The sequence below is a fragment of the Rhodococcus sp. P14 genome, from assembly GCF_000256505.1.
In the GTDB taxonomy this organism is placed as follows: domain Bacteria; phylum Actinomycetota; class Actinomycetes; order Mycobacteriales; family Mycobacteriaceae; genus Rhodococcus; species Rhodococcus ruber.
The window spans coordinates 1-15,697 of record NZ_AJFC01000376.1 but is presented as its reverse complement, the minus strand read 5'-3'; the positions used below and the strand labels follow the sequence as shown (position 1 = coordinate 15,697).

Below are 15,697 nucleotides of genomic sequence, written 5' to 3'. Positions count from 1 at the left end.
TGCCACGTGGCAGCTTTAGTGCATCAGGTGTGTAGAAGTTTTGGGGCTGACCACAGGTCAGCTACGAACGCGCCCAGAACCGTCGACGGTTCTGGGCGCGTTCGGGGCTGCCGACATGAGGTAACAGGGGAGGGGTTCGGCGAAAGAGGGACCAGAGTTGTGAATTGACACGACGACACGGCGTCCGCGGTGTGAAGCCGCGCACGGTCGCGGTGAGCCGATACACTCCCGGGCCATGGCCACGTCTTCGAAGGCGGCAGCGCGCCGCTCGCTGCGCCCGCACACCACCCCGAACGTGCGCGAGAACCTCCGGCGCGAGAAAGAGCGGTTCCTCGCACGCCAGGTCGAACTCGAATCGTTGGCCGCTCCAATCCATGACACAGCGGCGAAGCTGGCGAAGCTCGACGCGGTGGTCGAATCACGCTCTGCGGCACCGCAGCGCAAGATCGAGCAGCTGGAGAAGGCACGCGATCGTCGCATCGCGAAGATCCAGCAGGAGTACGCCGCCAAGATCGAGGCCGTGCAGGCGGAAGCAGAGTCGGCCGGCACCCACCTGACACCGGAAGAACAACAGCAGGAGTCGGTGCTGCTGCGCGAGTACGCGTCGGCGATCGTGGAGTTCAGCGAGAATGCGTCACCCGCCGAACTTGCGCCGCTGCTGGGCGTGAGCACGCGAGAGGCGAAGAAGATCATCGAGCAGGCGAAGGCCGACCTGGCCGCGTCCGGTATCGGCGCCTGGTCCGCGAGGGCTACCTCTGCCCCGTCGCCTGCTGCCGACGACAACCAACTGGTGACAGCAGCGTCATGACGTTGCTTCGGTCATGAGCGCCGACAGCGAGCCGTCGCTCGACTTCGTCTTCCCACAGTGCGACATCGAGTACGTCGACTCGGAGGCGCCGGAGCAATCGCGGCAGGTGCGAGTGGTGGACAACTCCCTGCGGCCGTCGCAGCAGGCGAATGTGGCGGCGTTCTGAGCGAAGGTCGTCAAGTCTCCGACGTGTTGGTACTGGGTCGGGGCGATCAGTGCGCCCGACGGGTACGGGCGATTCAACTTCCAACGCGAGAACCGGCAACGCACGATGCTCGCGCACCACTCGAGGAGCTCGGCAGGAGAACCGTTTGGCTCCTCCCCGATTAACTTGTTGCGATGCTGACTGCTGTCGACGGCAGGAGTTCGTTCGGTCCTTACTCGGGTATCGATTCCAGGTCACTCGAGGCAACAACTTCGCAGAACACGGAATCCTCGGCCTGGCGAAGGACCAGACCCTTCCATTTACCTGTCGTGTCTTGGCGCCAGCGTAGGAGCAGTCCGTTGTCCATCGCCTCGGGCCCCTGCACTCGGCACGGCTTGAGTCGAAGGTGGTCCGTCCGCGCCTTCGCCAGCCCGAACAGGCATACAGGGCACGCGATGCCGCGGTGTTTCGCCTGTTCCAACGTGTACAACCCGATTCGGGCCTTGTCGTCTGTGCAGGACTTTGCGTGCTGGATCTCGGTGGCAAGTACCGGGCAGTCGCCATGGTGGTACAGGGCCGGACCGGGGTCAGGGTCTGGTTTCAGGTCTGCGGGCTCGCCGTGGACTTGCCGCTTGCGGACAAGTCTGAACGGCTTGTCTTCTCGGCTTGGGAGCTTGTAGGTCGGATGCTCTGAAATGACACCGAGTCGCTGAGCAGAGCTCAGTACCGACTCGATAGCAGTGACACGAGGCGGGGGCGGTGGCCGTTTGATCGGCGGGTCGTCGTCGGTCTGCGTGTACCTCGAACCGCTCCGCGGGCGTTGTCCTGATGCATCTTCTTGTTTGGATCGCGGCCCCCGCACCGCAGCCAGCTCACTCGCGAACGAATCAATGACGTGCTGGGCGGGGAGCCACGACAACGCCGCATCGTGAATGTTCCGAAGTGCCCGTTTCTGCTTCTCCGTCGGCGCATCGACACCGTTGTCGAGCATGGACTCGACAGTTGCGAGGATCGAGTCCGATTGGGTGAGCGCTGACTCCGCCCATTTGATTGCGCTCAGTGGGACCACGTTGAGCTCACCCAAATCGAGAAGTTGAACAAGCTCTGCAGTGGGATCGTCAGCCGGCATGGCGCTGTCCCTCCGTTCCAGGTGAGTCACGAGGACTCCCCATTCCCCTGCCTGCCGGCGTTGTGACCAGAGCGTTCAGATCCTATCCAGCGCCGAGGTGATGGGGCGATTTGTGTTCACTGTGTGCTCCCTTTCTATCCGGTGCGGGTCTGCGCCTGTTGGGCGGCGGTCGCTGCCAGTTCGACCGCCTGGGTTTGCCTTGCCCGCTGCCGAGCAGGGACCTCGGACGATAGGTGACCTGCACAATCGATGCTCCCACCCGGGCGCTGACCCCATAACTCCAGCTTGCAGGCACATCCGAATACCGGACCGTGGCCGTGGTCTGCATGCGAGCAACAGACTCGTCCCCGACCGCAGCATCGAAAGTTCTCTGGTCACCTCGAAGGTGTAACCGGTAGCCCCAGCGCCCATCTGCCAGGGCACACACCGCTCGACGACGTCCCGATACGCCGCCAACGCTGTCGCAGCGGCCTGCTCGTCCCGGTACACAAACGCCTGGCTGGTGATCGCTTCGACTTCTGCTGCCTGGTCGAAAGACCAGGCAGCACCGGCCTGATCGGTCATCTCGTCGGTGCGCAGTGTCCAGGATTGGTTGCTGCACTCCGGTTGCGATGCTTCCTGCCGCTCCGTCGACTCGAGATCACCATCATCATCCGGTTTCCATCCCGCCCCGGGCAGCTGGTCCGGCGACAGAACCAGCTGGTCCGCGGTGAGAGGAGTCGACGTCGTGGGGGCCGCAGACGTCGTCGATGTCGCGGAGGTTGTGGTAGCCGACGGCGACATCCCGGTGCTCGTGGGGGACGCCGCCGACGCCGGGGTGGTTGACGATGGCTCCTGCGTCGCCGTGTCGGAGTCACTGCCGGACAACCACCCGGACACTCCCAGCACGATCGCGCCGGCCCCAGACACCCCCGGTAACCAACGCCGAGTTACTCCTTGACCGGTTCTCACCACGAAGTACAAGGCTGATCGACCGCGCTCCCGGCAGGCCTCGAAGCTACGTCGAGGCGAGTTCGGGGCAGTACTACGCGACCGCGAGGTCGAGGAGCTGAGACGCTTGGCCTTCGTCGATCCCGAAGTCACCGACCGTCCTCGCCTCGACCAACAGGCGTGGCGTGGCCGGTAGCCCCCCATTAGGTTCGAGGACCTCGTCCCAGCAGAAAGGCTATAGTGATCGCTCTGCACACGAATCGATATTTTCCGTTACCGACATCGAGACCAGGCATACATCGGAACGTCAGAAGTATTGCTGAAATTCTCGTGCCTGATGAATATTTCGGTATGGAAGTCTTTTCCGGGACGGAGGTTCGGGAAGATTGCGGGTTCGATGGCTACGACTATAGTGTTCCCCCTCTCCGATACCTGAATCTCGTCGGGAGTCGACCACTCTTCCTCGGATTCGATTTCGGTATCAAACAAACTTTCCGGGTCGTCCGATTCAACTTCGACGGTGCGATATGCCGTCGCGGGGCGCGAAAGACGCTCCATCTCGATTTCGACCCTGTTTATCCCCAGGGGCCTGTCTTCCCAAGAGTCCCCGTCGAGCATGTACATGGTTATATCGGTCAACGAAGGCGGATTTCCAACTAGATTGGAATACCGTTCAGGCGGCAGGGAAGAAATCGTCATTTCGACTACGATCACAGCTGAATCATTGCGGACTATCTGCGCGCCCATAAACCAATACGGGGCAGGTAGCATGTTCGTTTCCGATTCCATCGAGCACGACAACTGCTTCGGCACCACCATGTCGTCCAGCTGTTCGGTTCGATCGGCCGAACAGCTGGCAATAGTCATCGCCACCAGCCCGGAGACGACTATTCGCCAGGCGTCCGCAGTCCTCGGCATGACCGTTCCTCTGTTGAGACTTTCGTTTAGATAGCAAATCACGCCGTCCACAGGGATGCTCCCTGTCCCTTGATACGGACGGCCAGAAATGAACGCGGGAGCACCCGAGGCACGCTGCTGCTGCGGCCGTGACTGTGAGGCGGTTGCCCAGACTCCGCAGATCCCTGGCCGATGCAAGTTGAGCGCGTGGATGTTCCGCACTGCCTGTCTCGCGCGATGCGATTCGACGAGCCGGGCAGAACACCGAACCCAGCGCACCGACGGGATGTGGAACCTGGGCAGTCCCGAGTCGGGAGGAGACTTCGGTCGATCAACCGCAGCACCCGACATCTCGGCTCTGCGACTCGTCCGCCGGAGTGCGCTGAAGATCGAGCTCAGGCGCCGGGCAGGATTCCGATCACGTACAGCCAGTGCAGGAAGTCGGCGAAGGCCTGCCGCCAGGGCTGCGGCAGCCAGGCGGGTCCGTCGATGCCCGGAGGGCTGGCCGCTGCGGTGCCGGAGCCGAGAGCGAGAAACACGGTGAGCGTTCCCACCAGGGCGGCCGCTCTGAACTTGGTCATGACCCATTCCTCGATTCCCAGCACATGAACGTTACGTCCTCGCCTCGGCGACAGCGGCCGATCGACGGTCGACACGACGCATTCACCGAACAACCGGCCAGACACGCCAGAAGAACGCAGCTCCTGTCAGAGCGAGTCTCCGGAGGCGCCTTCGGCACCCCGGGCAGGGTCGCCTCGATCCATCCGGCTCCGTCGAACCAGCGCACTCCGGCGGGGTCTGGTCGGGGTATCGGCGCGGCGGGCGGAGTGGGAAACGAGGTGTGATCGGGCGAATATGACAGCGGAGCACGCGGCGGCAGCGGCGACGAGTATGGGGCGGACGTCTGCTGTTCCGCCGCTGCGCCGAGGCTGGACGATGCCGACGCGCCGAGATACGACGCCGCCGTAGCCGGTGGCCGGCCGCTGTCGAGGTGCCCGTGACCCTCGACCCGGTAACGCCCGATCGCCTTTTTCGATCATGAAAGCAGTGGATCGATACGCGACGAAAGGGGGGATCCTGCCGTGAACCGACGCACGCCGGCTGCTCGGACCGGCGCCGGGGCCGGCGCTATGCTGCGTGCCCCTGTGGTCGCCGCCCCGCTCTACGACGCCACCGAGTTCTTCGTCACCCCCTTCGATCCCGGCGCGTTCGGAGACAACTCCCACAAGGCGCTGATTCTCAGCCCGTCACCAGCACCACGATCGAATACCAGTCCTTCCCTGGGCAGACTGCCAGCTGCATTGAGCACACCCGGCGGACAGGAGAACACACTGATCCGGCCAGTCCCGTTCCCGCGCCGGGACAGACCACCCGCCAGGTCTGGGCGTACAACCCGCTCACGAGCGGTAGCGCCGGCTGATCGGCCGGACTCGCGCCGCAGAGCCGGTGCGCCCCCGCACTTGTTCCCGCCGGAAATAGCCGGAGATAACGGCGTCCGGCCTGAGAAGAGGACCCACCATGCTCATGCGACCTTCGCTACGTCGCCTTGCCGCCATCGCCGCGTCAATCGGCGCCGCAACTGGACTGACCGTGCTCACCGCCCCGACCGCGTCGGCGGCCACCTTCACCCGGACTATCGGTCTGCACGACATCCCCGGTATCTTCACCAGCAACACCGGCTCGGCCGGCAACATCACGCCTTTGATCAACGCGGCGGTGTACCTGCGCACCGATCCGGCTGCGCCGCCGCTGCGGGGGTGGACCATGGACTTCGACTACTGCCCGTGCACGGTGCACTGGCGCAACACCACCACCGGCGCCACCGGCACCGCAGCGCCGTTCACCGACCTGCTGCCGAATCAGACCGGTTCGGGCACCATCACCGCCACCGTCACCATCGACGGAGCGAGCATCACCCTGCAGTCGGGCACGGCCACCTGGCATGCTCCGTGAACGCGGGGCCCGAACCACAGTGATCGACCGCGCCCGGACGGCTACTCGAATCGACGACTCGTCCCGGGGGGGGTCGGGCTCGACCGTGAGAAGGCGCAGGTGCTCGACCAGCCGCGTGGCCGGATGCCGCATACGCCCTTGCGGGTTCGATCCGTCGCAGGGGGCGCCAACGTGGTCGCCGTCAGTACACGATGTTCGCCTGGGGAATCGTGTAATCGATATCGGGGGCGGGGCAGGAGCTGTCGGCCCACCACCGCAACCGCCCCCCGGCGGTGCTGTGCCAGTCCTGGGTGGGAGAGGTGTCCTCGAGCAGCTCGATGCGATCCACCACGATCATCGACCCCCGCTCGCGGATGGGGCCGATGTCACCGCGGCCGGCGACCACCGTGATCGTCAACGGCTGCTCGCCGTCGCGCTGGGCGCGGAGCTGATAGTGCTCGAATGCGCCGACATCGGTGACGGTGTAGTCCTGTCGGCGCAGAAACGCGGCGGCCATGTCCACGGCGTACTGGTCCAGGGCGGCGTGTAGGCGCCAGTCGTGGAACCGGTCGATACCCCAGCTGCGCAACGACTCGGAGGCGGCGGTGGTCAAGGCCCGCACGGTCGGCAGCCCGGGGAGCACGTCGAGCAGTGCCGGCGGGAAGGCGGTCAGATAATGCGGGTCGGCGTCGCGGACGGTGGCGGGGTCGGCGCGGTCGAAGGGGAAAACGAGCGGATCCGCACCCGCGGTGACCTGTAATTCGTCGGCGACGGCGAGAACGTCCGAGGCGAGTTGCTGGACGGTGGGCAGGGTCAGCGGGGTGTCGAGTTCCCACATCCCACCGAGGTCGGCGCTCATCCACGTGTGACGGTAGTGCTTGTCGAAGGTTTCTTCGGCCATATCACCGACGGTTTCTCGGGTCGTGAAGGTGCCGGTGCGCTCACCGGCGACGTCGTCGATGACCGGTACCGGCGCGTGGCCGTCGTCGTCGACCGGGTATTGCTCGCCGGGATGTTCGTCGTAGAACACGGTCGGGTGGCCGGTGACGACCGACCACCCGACCAGCGCCGGCGGCGTGTCGCCCCGCCACCAGTGGAAGACGATGTCGCCGGGAAGCATCTGCTCGAGCACAGTGCCCGACAGCCGGCGGGTGCCGAATTGGCGGTAGCGGCGGACAGCGACGTCGGTGCCGAGTGTGTCGTAGGGCCGGTCGGTGTTCTCCATCCACATCCGCATCGGCGCGTCGGTCACCGTGTCCTCCTCGTTTCCGGTCGTGGTGCAGAGCAACCCTGAGAGACTCGTACGACTGCTTCGGTGCCGGTGTCGGGCCCGGGTATCCCAGGGACTACCACAGGTCCTGGAGCATCGTCAGCAGAATGTGTTCGGCGTCCCGGCGGCGCCGATAGGTGGAGGTCCTGCCGTCGGGCCAGGTGATCTGCCAGGGATACGCCGGGTGGGCTGGGGTGTCGAGTTTGTCGAGACGCGGCGGAGACCACCCTGGGTGCTCGAAGTCGGGGTCGGTGTCGGCGGCGGCGTTGCGGCGCAGGGTATTGATGGCATCGGCGATGGCCTCGGTAATCAACTGTTCGCGGAAGCGGGCGAACACTCCGCCGGGAGCGAGCGCATCGACGTGCACGCCGTCGCCCATGACACCGTGGGGAATCTTCCAAATCGACGCGTCCCCGAGCGCTGTGCCGTCCCGGGAGGCGGTGACCACCACTCCGACGTACAGCCAGTCCATCCGGTTCCACGCTGCCAGATCGGGGGCGCAGCGATCGAGACCGGCGTCGTAGATGTTCCACTCGTAGTCCTGCTCGAGGTCCATACGCAACTCGAACCCATCCCGTGGCGGAAGATCCCGGCCGGTCAACATTTCCACGCGCGGAGCCTTCCCGGCGGGATCGGCTCCGAAACCCCGGAATCGATCGACGGTTGGTGGCCGCACCGCAACTGCCCTGGATCGTCGGCACCGACGGTCTCCCGTACGCTCCTGTGCCTCACATCGATCCCTAGGCAGGGTCCGGGCACGGGCTGGTGTTGTTGAGCACCCGAGCCGCCGCCGTGCTGCGCCTCAACTCCGACCACCTGGCCCGCACGCTTCGTATTCGACTTCCAGCAGGCGCGGCGGCTCAGCCCGGCCTTCGAGACTCGATCGTCGCTTCGAGCGTTAACCAGGTCGTCTACCGTGCAGGCATGTCTGTGCCTGCCGACTTGTCGCCGTTGATCGACGCCGTCCGCATGCTCGATCTGCAGCCACGCCGGTGGCAGTGGGTGAGCCTGAGTCTGTGCGTCTTCGACGCGGTCTACAGCATCGGCGCCCACTACGACCGTCACGTACTGCCGGTGGTGCGCCGGGTCGCTGCCGATGCCGGTATCGAGGCTGCGTCCGTGCCTCCGCCGACCACCGACCTCGCGGATCCGCTACCGCTCGAGGTGTTCCTGGACCGCTACGACACCGTCGAGGCGCTGCTGGAGGTGACGAAGAACCGCCAGCGCACCTCGCCCCGCGGGGGCATCCTCAAGGCCGAGGCCGTGCTGCGGTTCGCGACGATCCTCCACGAGCACGGGATCGGCACCGTGCACGACGCCCGGGTCCTGCTCACCGACCCGCAGCGGTTCGAGACGGTCGACGCCCAGCTGCACACCGTCCCCGGCGACGGCGGGTTCGGGGTGCGCCGCGGCTACCTGTGGATGCTGATCGGGGACGAGGACACCGTCAAACCCGATCGCATGGTGCTGCGGTGGCTCGCCCGCCATGGCGCCGACGTCGACGCCGCCGCGGCCCGCATCCTGCTCACCGAGCTCGCCGCACACGTCAGCGGGGCACTCGGGCGGCGGGTGACCGCCTGGGAGGTCGACCACGCCATCTGGGCCTCGGCTCGCTCGGTACGCACCGAACTACACGCCGGACCGTAGGACCAGAGCACGAACGTCTTGCCCATCGCCCCGGACCTGGGCCTCACGGGTGTGCCGACCGAGCTCGCCGCCATCCGCGACCGTCTGGACACGGTTCTGTCCGGTCTGAACGACTCGGGGTGTGGCCGTGTGGCCTTCGATCCCGAGGACCCGGACGAGCCGGATGCGCATTTCGTGCTGACGACTGCGCTGCGGGAGTGGGCCGGTGATCTGCGCCGCCGGATCCAGGGCCCCCGGCAGAGCCGAACCGGGCCGAACTCCTGCGATGCGCCGAGACCGCGGACCGGCTCCACCACCGCATCGACCAGGCGATGAAGGACACCGCTGTCCCGACTGAGCTGAGTTGTCCGCATCGAAGCCGGACCTCGGATCGGGGCTCCCCCTCCCGCCGCCGCTTCATCAGGGACGAGGTTCGGCTCGTCCGGTCCGCCCTGGCTCGACGGCGCGCTCGATACCCGGGGATCCGACGCCGGTCCACGGCCTCGACGACGACCCTGTCGTCGCGTGTCTTCGGCACCGGAAGGGCGGAGGCGATGTTCGCCATTCGGCGGCCGGGGACTCGAGAAGCATCCGTGCCGGGTCCGGACTTACCCGACGAGGGGTCTTTTCGAGCCGCGATACTGGTGTGTATGACCGATGACGATGTGGTCGGCACGGGGCCGGTCGAGTTGGGTGGGCGGGCACCAAGCTCCCTCGCCCGAGGGGCTGCGGCCGAATTGTTCGTCGCCAGCCGGATCGCGCTGTTGGGGTTTCAGGTCTACCGGCCGCTGGCCGACGACCGGGGGGTGGATCTGGTCGTGGACGTCGGCCGAGGCCGCCACGTGATGGTCCAGGTCAAAGCCATCCGGGTCACCAGCGGGTACGTCTTCATGCGCAAGTCGACCTTCCCGCTGGAATCGTGGGTCGTGTTGGCCCTGGTGGTGTTCGACACCGGCGACGACCCGCACCTGTTCCTGATTCCGGCCACCGAATGGTCCGATCCGTACCCGCCCCTGGTCAGCCGAGACTACGTCGGGCTCAAAAGCGCCCCCGAGTACGGGGTGAGCATCCGCAAACGGTGGGATCAGGACCTGGCAGCCTGGTCGGCGACACCACCGCACATCGAGCAGGTGTTCAAGCACGCACATCCACACTCGTGATCCGGGCGGTGTCACTTATGCGGGATTCACACTACGGGTCGAGGTCGTGGCTCGTGGGGTGCCTGTGGGGCAGGTCCACGGTCGCGGCAGGGGTGTCTGGCGCGGCGGTACCGGGGGTTCTTGCCCGGACGGGCCGGGGGTGACCGAGGGTCGCGGCGGCGATGGCGCGCAGGTCGACGCCGTGGTCGATGATCGGACCGACAGGCAGCGGGTCGGTGGCGTCGGTGATGGTCAAGTCGAGGACCTCGCGCATCAGGCGGGTGTCGCCGGTCTGCATGTACTCGAAGCGCCCCCAGACGAATTGCTCGCGGAGGTCTCCGAGCAGAGGGTTGTGGGCGAGGTCGGCTTTCTGGACGGCGATGAAGCGGTCGGTGTGCAGGGTGTAGCCGGCCTCGGTGCACAGCTGCCGGAAGAACGCGAACTGTGTGCGGGTGTTCCCTTCCCGGAACGGGTGCACGAAGTTGATCCGTGCCCACACTTTCGTCAGCTCGTCGAGGAACTGTTCTCGTCCGAGTCCGCGCAGGTTGTTCTTCGCTGTGAGGCGGTCGAGAACAGCGGTGGCGGCCGGCAGGACGTCGCGGGCCTTGAAGTACGAATGCGGGATTTCGGTGACGGGGCGCCCGCCGGCGCGCACGGCGGCGACGTCCGGCCCCATCTTGACCATCGGCCAGTCCCACGGGGCGGTGCGCAGTTGCCCGGCCCAGGGGTAGACGTCCTGGAACAGGTGGTGATGGATGCGTTGGAAGTGTGGCAGGTCGAACCGGCCGGGGATCGGATCGTCGGCCAGTTCCTGCATGCGCATGTAGCTGATGACGCCTTCGGTGCGGTGCAGCAGGTCGGCGTCGGGGATGCCGTGCGGCCATTTCTCCGATCGCAGGACCAGGCTTTTCATCACGGCGCGGCTGGTGTCGGGCATTCCGTCCGGGTGCCAGTCGATCGTGTCGGGGATGAAGTAGTCGAGCCATTCGCGGGAGTAGCGCGGGGCCATGTCAGTCGATCTCGTAGCCGGCTTCGCGAGCGATGATCTTGGTGACTTCTTCGATGGTCGTGGTGCCTTGGATCAGTTCGACCAGCAGTTCCCTGTCGGCGTCGCTCATGTCGCGGCCTTCGATGGCCATGATCGGTTCCATCGCGGCGACGGCGGCGCGGGCTTCGGCTTCGTTCTTGCGTGGTGTCACAGGTTCCCCCTGGTCGGTGGTGTGGTGGGGCAGGACCGTCGGCCCCCCCCCCACCGGTGGTGTCGAGGTTAGAGACGCGATCAGACGGCGCGACCGTCTTCCTCGTACCCGCCTCCGTATTCGGCTTCGTACTGCCGTGTCGGGTCGATGTGCTGCTGCTGTTGCGGCCCTGTGCCGTGGGGATTCACCTTGTGCAGTGGGCGAACGTCTCCTGCGGCCCGCAATCCGTGTGCGAGCGTGTCATCGAGCTCGAAGGTGCCGGTGGCGGCGCTGACCGTCTCGGTCGGCTCCACGATCGCGTCGGCGGGTTCGACCACCGCGTCGGTCGGTTCCACCGTCGTGGGGGCCGCGGCGTTGTCGAGGCGTTCGCGGCGGTCGATGCCGGCCTGGTGAATCGCCTCGCGGGGGATCTCCCGGTCGGTGGCGAACGTCTCGACCGCGCGGATGCCGAGGCTGAATGCTTCGCCTCGGGTGTTGACGGCTTCACAGTTGATCGCGCCGTCGCCGTCCCAGGCTTCGAGGTGCCATTGCCGGTCGTCCCAGTACACCCGGGCGCCGGGCCGGCCGCTGCCGGGGTCGAAGCCGTACTGCCAGAGCGCTTCGGTCTCGTCGAGAGCCACCCACGGGTCGGCCTTGCGGCTGGCTTCGCGCTGCTCGGCGCCGTCGAGCCATTCCTGCCGGGCGGCGGCCATGCGTGCCGGCACCGAGGCGATGAGGTCGGACTTGCTCATGCCGCGGTGTTCGGCCCAGGCATCGGTGGGGTTCAGGTCGAGGGTCCACTGCGGGTACTGCCCGTCCGCGGCCCGGCGCTGCTGGTCTTCGCGGGCTCGGCGTAGTGCGTCGGGGGAGTTCTCGCGGGCGTTGACCTCGAGCCGCAGCTCTTCGGCCCGCAGTTTCGCAGCCTCGAGTTCGTCCGTCGCGGTGAACTCGAGTTCCGGCTCGGCCTCGGCGTCGGCGAGCCGGCCGCGGTTGTGTTCGATCCTCGCTTCGATGATCGGCACCTGTCGGGTGGCCTTCTCGGCGAGATTGCGGAGGGTGGTCAGCATCCCCTGCGCACCGCTAGTCCGTTCGCGGACGTTGTAGAAGCGCTCGCGGTCGTACCAGGCCCTCTCCTCGCCGACGGAGATGGAGAACTGGCCGAGGACCTGGGTGTAGCCGAGTTCGAGGGGAACGCCGCCTATGGCCCCGAAGACCACCTCGTCGTTGGTGCGGGTCACCTCCTCCTCGAGCCGGATCAACGAGCTTCGCAGCGCGTCGGCCAGGTCGGCGGTTTCCGAGTCGGGGATCGCGGCGTGGGGGAAGTGCCAGATCTTCTTGTCGCGGTCGTCGATGCTGTTCCACGGGGTTCCGGTAGTAATCGCGCGGAAAACAACACATATGGCTGGACCAGCGACGATGCCGTCGTGATCGGCTCGGGCGGTGCGCTGGTTTGCGTCAGATGCGGGGTGGGGCGGGGCTGCTGATGATGCGGTGGATGGTGGAGCGACCGACGCTGTATTCCTCGGCGAGGTCGGCCAGGCTGGCGTCGTCGCCGGGGTCGTGGTAGCGGCGGTGGATCGTTTTGCGTGCTGCGAGAGGCAGTTTCGGCTGTTTGCCCTTGAGGCGGCCCTTGGCGCGGGCCTTGGCCATGCCTTCACGGGTGCGCAGGTGGCCCAGGTTGGCCTCGAATTCGGCGACCATGGCCAGGGTTTGCAGGAAGAGTTTGCCGAACGGGTCGTTCCAGTCGTAGACGGAGCTGCCGAGCCCGAACAGGACATCGCGCTTGCGCAGGTCGGTGAGGATTTCTCCGGCTTCGGCCATGTTGCGGGCGAATCGGTCGAATTTCGTTGTGGTCAGCACGACCTGCCGCCCGCTGACGGCCGCCGCTGCCGAGGTCACTGCGGCGAGCGCGTTGTCGAGGCCCGTGCGGTTGCGGCGGGTGGTGCCGGAGAACCCGGTGTCGATGAAGATCCGGTCGCGTGGAACGCCGAGAGTGAGGAGTTGGTCGGTTTGGATCTCGACGTCTTGTTCATCGGTGGAGCAACGGCAGTATCCGACGCGGAACGGTTCACCCATACCCGGAATTGTTCCGGATAGCGGGGGTTGAGCGGGACGGTACGCGGAACACCTCTACGGAACACCTGCGAGCTGGGCGGCAGTCCGCGGATCGTGGTGTTCCGGTGGCCGATCGGCTTACGGGACAGTCGTCGAGTGCCGGTCTGCGGGGTTCGGTGGCAGGTGGGGTGGATTGTCGGGCGGGGCGTGGACGATGAGGATGTCGCAGTGGGCGTGGCGGGCGAGTTCGATGGGCAGGGTGGGTAGCCAGCGGGCCAGCAGCGGGTGGCGGTGGGGGTGGCCGGTGACGATGAGGTCGGTGCCGGTGGTGGCGGCCAGGTGCAGCAGGGCGTGCAGGGTGGGTGGGGCCAGGATGTGGGTGGTGATGTCGGTGGCGCCGTGGGCGGTGGCGTGGTGGCGGGCGGTGCGCAGGATCGTGTCGGTGGGGGTGGTGCCGCGGAGTTGGTAGGCGTCGGGTCCGAGCCGGTCGAGGTCGGGGCCGAGGGTGTGGGCGTCGATGTCGTGGCGGGCGCACAGGATGAGCAGGCGGGCGTGGCTGGCGCGGGCGAGTTCGGCGGCGTGGTCGATCACCCGGTAGGAGCGGTCGGAGCCGTCGGTGTCGACGAGGATGGTGTGGTAGGCCGTCATGACGACCTCCCTTTCACGGTGAGTATCAGCTGTGGGGGTCCTGCAGTGTGGATGCCGGTTCGCGCACCGTGGTCGTGGTCGTGGTCGTGGTCGTGGTGGGGGTGGGCCGGGGTGTGCGTCCGGGGGCGAGGATGGCCAGCGCGAGTGCTCCGGCCGCGGTGATGGCCGCCAGCGCGAGCGCGGCCTGGGTGCTGCCGTGTACGAACGCGGTCTTGGCGAATTCGGCCAGTGGCTGGGCGGCGGGTCCGGCGCGGTCGGCGACCTGCAGGGCGGCGGCGAGGGAGTCGGCGACCGGGCCGCGAGCGGGTTCGGGCAGCTGGGGCAGGGCGGGTTGGATGTGGTGGGTGTATCCGGCGGCGAGCACGCTGCCGGATACGGCGATTCCGATGGCCGCGCCGATCTCGCGGGCGGCGTCGTTGACGGCGGCGGCGACACCGTGTTTGGCCACGGGGGTGTCGGCGACGATGGCGTAGGTGGCCGGGGCGGTGCACAATCCCAGCCCGGCGCTCAGGATCAGCAACGGCCACAACAGGTCTGGGTAGTCGGCGGCCAGGGTCAACCGGCTCACCAGGAAGAGTCCGGTCGCGATGGCGAGCAGCCCGGTGACGGTCATCGCCCGCAGCCCGACCCGGCTCGACAGCCACGGCGCGATCACCGAGATCGCCACCAGCGGCACCGCCATCGGCACCAGGCCCAGCGCCGAACCGAGCGGCCCGTACCCGAGGATCAATTGCAGGTATTGCACCAGCAGCAGGAACACCCCGAAGGTGACCAGGAACTGGATGGTCACCGACAGTGACCCGGCCCCGAACCCCCGCCGGGCGAACAACCGCACATCCAGCAGCGGCGCGGCGACCCGCAACTCCATGATCACGAACACCACCGCCGCGGCGACACCGAGCGCGAGGGTGGGGGTCACGAGCGGGTCGAGCCAGCCGCGCGCGGGGATCTCGACGCAGGCGAACACGATCGCCGCGATCGCGATCGCCACCGCCACCGCGCCCACCCAGTCCACCGGCGGGTGTTCCCGCTCGCGGGATTCGGCGATGGTGCACGCCAGCGCGGCCAGCACCACCCCGGCCACGGTCAGTCCCACGAACACCGATTCCCACGACCACCGCGCCAGCAGCAGTCCCGAGCCGAGGATCCCGAGCACCGCACCGGACCCGGCGACCCCAGCCCACACCCCGACCGCGCGCCCGCGATGCGCTTCGGGCAGCCCCGCGGTCAGGATCGACAGGGTCGAGGGCATCACCAGTGCCGCGCCCGCGCCCGCCGCCGCGCGGGCCGCGATCAGCCACACCGGCCCCGACATGAGCAGCGGCAGCGCCGAGGCCACGGAGAACACCGCCAGGCCCGCGATCAGCACGACGCGGCGCCCGTAGCGGTCACCCACCGCGCCGGCGGGCAGGACCAGGCACGCCAGGAGCAGGGTGTAGCCGTCGACGATCCAGGTCAGCTGCGATTGGGTCGCCCCGGTCGCGACCGCGATCAGCGGCAACGCCGAATACAGTGCAGCCATCGCCGCGACGACCAGCGCCACCGCCAGGCACGACACCGTCAGCATCCACCATTCGGCCCGCGCCAGCACACTGTGACCGTCAGTCGTTTCCGGTGCGTTCACCGGCACCTCCCACCCGACGAAACCATCGGTATCGCTTCGCTACCATGAGTATCACAGGCGAGAGTGGTTGCGATAGAGTCGAAATCGGACACATTCACCGCCGCCCGTTTCCTTGGAGGTCTTCCCGACCATGACCACCCGCGACCAGGCCGACACCCGCACCGGACCCGCCGCGCCCCACTCCGCCACCGGCGAGCAGGACGCGGATCTCGATCAGGCCGATCCGCGGTTGGCGCGCTCGCGGGCACGGTTGCTCGACGCGGCCACCCATCTGCTGGCCACCGGCGGTATCGACGCGGTCACCATCGACGCGGTC

General features: G+C 67.1%; 16 protein-coding genes and 1 pseudogene. 6 read left to right on the top strand and 11 right to left on the bottom strand.

Annotated elements, in window-relative coordinates; all coding sequences use genetic code 11:
• Positions 1-235 precede the first annotated feature (235 nt).
• Both OEY_RS0126280 and OEY_RS31480 read left to right on the top strand, forming a co-directional pair.
• Positions 236-808, top strand: a complete 573-nt coding sequence (locus OEY_RS0126280; RefSeq protein ID WP_010596713.1) for an endonuclease MutS2 — start codon at positions 236-238, stop codon at positions 806-808.
• 13 nt (positions 809-821) lie between these two features.
• On the top strand, positions 822-974 hold the full coding sequence (locus tag OEY_RS31480) for a hypothetical protein (RefSeq protein ID WP_337460027.1): 153 nt from the start codon (positions 822-824) through the stop codon (positions 972-974).
• A gap of 211 nt (positions 975-1,185) precedes the next feature.
• Here the strand turns inward: OEY_RS31480 and OEY_RS30705 are convergent, their stop codons facing one another.
• The 3 genes from OEY_RS30705 to OEY_RS0126250 form a co-directional block, all read right to left on the bottom strand.
• The gene (locus tag OEY_RS30705) at positions 1,186-2,112 is read right to left on the bottom strand and encodes a hypothetical protein (protein WP_157180042.1); all 927 of its coding nucleotides are present in this window, start codon (positions 2,110-2,112) and stop codon (positions 1,186-1,188) included.
• A 1,173-nt stretch (positions 2,113-3,285) separates the two neighbouring features.
• A complete protein-coding gene (locus OEY_RS30700; protein WP_157180041.1) occupies positions 3,286-3,981 on the bottom strand; it encodes a hypothetical protein in 696 nt (231 codons plus the stop codon).
• Between the two features lie 323 nt (positions 3,982-4,304).
• A complete protein-coding gene (locus OEY_RS0126250) occupies positions 4,305-4,490 on the bottom strand; it encodes a hypothetical protein (RefSeq protein ID WP_157180040.1) in 186 nt (61 codons plus the stop codon).
• 937 nt (positions 4,491-5,427) lie between these two features.
• Between OEY_RS0126250 and OEY_RS0126245 the strand changes: the two genes are divergently transcribed.
• Positions 5,428-5,862 (top strand): hypothetical protein, encoded by a 435-nt coding sequence (locus OEY_RS0126245; RefSeq protein ID WP_029540254.1) that lies wholly within the window; start codon positions 5,428-5,430, stop codon positions 5,860-5,862.
• Positions 5,863-6,043: 181 nt separating this feature from the next.
• Here the strand turns inward: OEY_RS0126245 and OEY_RS0126240 are convergent, their stop codons facing one another.
• Both OEY_RS0126240 and OEY_RS0126235 read right to left on the bottom strand, forming a co-directional pair.
• A complete protein-coding gene (locus OEY_RS0126240; protein ID WP_157180039.1) occupies positions 6,044-7,093 on the bottom strand; it encodes a hypothetical protein in 1,050 nt (349 codons plus the stop codon).
• A 94-nt stretch (positions 7,094-7,187) separates the two neighbouring features.
• Positions 7,188-7,721 (bottom strand): hypothetical protein, encoded by a 534-nt coding sequence (locus OEY_RS0126235; protein WP_157180038.1) that lies wholly within the window; start codon positions 7,719-7,721, stop codon positions 7,188-7,190.
• A gap of 314 nt (positions 7,722-8,035) precedes the next feature.
• Between OEY_RS0126235 and OEY_RS0126230 the strand changes: the two genes are divergently transcribed.
• Complete coding sequence (locus OEY_RS0126230) at positions 8,036-8,758, top strand: hypothetical protein (RefSeq protein ID WP_043806018.1); 723 nt, start codon at positions 8,036-8,038, stop codon at positions 8,756-8,758.
• A gap of 629 nt (positions 8,759-9,387) precedes the next feature.
• Positions 9,388-9,897 carry a DUF4365 domain-containing protein gene (locus OEY_RS29290; RefSeq protein ID WP_010596704.1) on the top strand — a complete coding sequence of 170 codons (510 nt, stop codon included), beginning with the start codon at positions 9,388-9,390 and terminating at the stop codon, positions 9,895-9,897.
• A gap of 31 nt (positions 9,898-9,928) precedes the next feature.
• Here the strand turns inward: OEY_RS29290 and OEY_RS0126215 are convergent, their stop codons facing one another.
• The 6 genes from OEY_RS0126215 to OEY_RS29285 all read right to left on the bottom strand — a co-directional run bounded on the left by OEY_RS0126215 (position 9,929) and on the right by OEY_RS29285 (position 15,324).
• The gene (locus OEY_RS0126215) at positions 9,929-10,885 is read right to left on the bottom strand and encodes a Fic/DOC family protein (protein ID WP_010596703.1); all 957 of its coding nucleotides are present in this window, start codon (positions 10,883-10,885) and stop codon (positions 9,929-9,931) included.
• A 1-nt stretch (position 10,886) separates the two neighbouring features.
• Complete coding sequence (locus OEY_RS0126210; protein WP_010596702.1) at positions 10,887-11,075, bottom strand: hypothetical protein; 189 nt, start codon at positions 11,073-11,075, stop codon at positions 10,887-10,889.
• Positions 11,076-11,155: 80 nt separating this feature from the next.
• Entirely contained in the window at positions 11,156-12,292 is a 1,137-nt protein-coding gene (locus tag OEY_RS0126205; protein ID WP_010596701.1) for a hypothetical protein, read from the bottom strand.
• A 217-nt stretch (positions 12,293-12,509) separates the two neighbouring features.
• Positions 12,510-13,130 (bottom strand): recombinase family protein, encoded by a 621-nt coding sequence (locus tag OEY_RS0126200; protein ID WP_010596700.1) that lies wholly within the window; start codon positions 13,128-13,130, stop codon positions 12,510-12,512.
• Positions 13,131-13,247: 117 nt separating this feature from the next.
• A complete protein-coding gene (locus OEY_RS0126195) occupies positions 13,248-13,757 on the bottom strand; it encodes a universal stress protein (protein ID WP_010596699.1) in 510 nt (169 codons plus the stop codon).
• 25 nt (positions 13,758-13,782) lie between these two features.
• The gene (locus tag OEY_RS29285; protein ID WP_051009427.1) at positions 13,783-15,324 is read right to left on the bottom strand and encodes an MFS transporter; all 1,542 of its coding nucleotides are present in this window, start codon (positions 15,322-15,324) and stop codon (positions 13,783-13,785) included.
• Positions 15,325-15,511: 187 nt separating this feature from the next.
• Here OEY_RS29285 and OEY_RS29280 point away from each other — a divergent pair.
• Positions 15,512-15,697: pseudogene (locus OEY_RS29280) on the top strand (TetR family transcriptional regulator); the annotation flags it as partial.

What these genes read in the sequence shown, in the direction of transcription:
- OEY_RS0126280 (WP_010596713.1), top strand. Translation starts at nt 236, where the DNA reads ATGGCCACGTCTTCGAAGGCGGCAGCGCGCCGCTCGCTGCGCCCGCAC.
- OEY_RS31480 (WP_337460027.1), top strand. Translation starts at nt 822, where the DNA reads ATGAGCGCCGACAGCGAGCCGTCGCTCGACTTCGTCTTCCCACAGTGC.
- OEY_RS0126250 (WP_157180040.1), bottom strand. Translation starts at nt 4,490, where the DNA reads ATGACCAAGTTCAGAGCGGCCGCCCTGGTGGGAACGCTCACCGTGTTT.
- OEY_RS0126245 (WP_029540254.1), top strand. Translation starts at nt 5,428, where the DNA reads ATGCTCATGCGACCTTCGCTACGTCGCCTTGCCGCCATCGCCGCGTCA.
- OEY_RS0126230 (WP_043806018.1), top strand. Translation starts at nt 8,036, where the DNA reads ATGTCTGTGCCTGCCGACTTGTCGCCGTTGATCGACGCCGTCCGCATG.
- OEY_RS29290 (WP_010596704.1), top strand. Translation starts at nt 9,388, where the DNA reads ATGACCGATGACGATGTGGTCGGCACGGGGCCGGTCGAGTTGGGTGGG.
- OEY_RS0126215 (WP_010596703.1), bottom strand. Translation starts at nt 10,885, where the DNA reads ATGGCCCCGCGCTACTCCCGCGAATGGCTCGACTACTTCATCCCCGAC.
- OEY_RS0126200 (WP_010596700.1), bottom strand. Translation starts at nt 13,130, where the DNA reads ATGGGTGAACCGTTCCGCGTCGGATACTGCCGTTGCTCCACCGATGAA.
- OEY_RS0126195 (WP_010596699.1), bottom strand. Translation starts at nt 13,757, where the DNA reads ATGACGGCCTACCACACCATCCTCGTCGACACCGACGGCTCCGACCGC.
- OEY_RS29285 (WP_051009427.1), bottom strand. Translation starts at nt 15,324, where the DNA reads ATGCTGACGGTGTCGTGCCTGGCGGTGGCGCTGGTCGTCGCGGCGATG.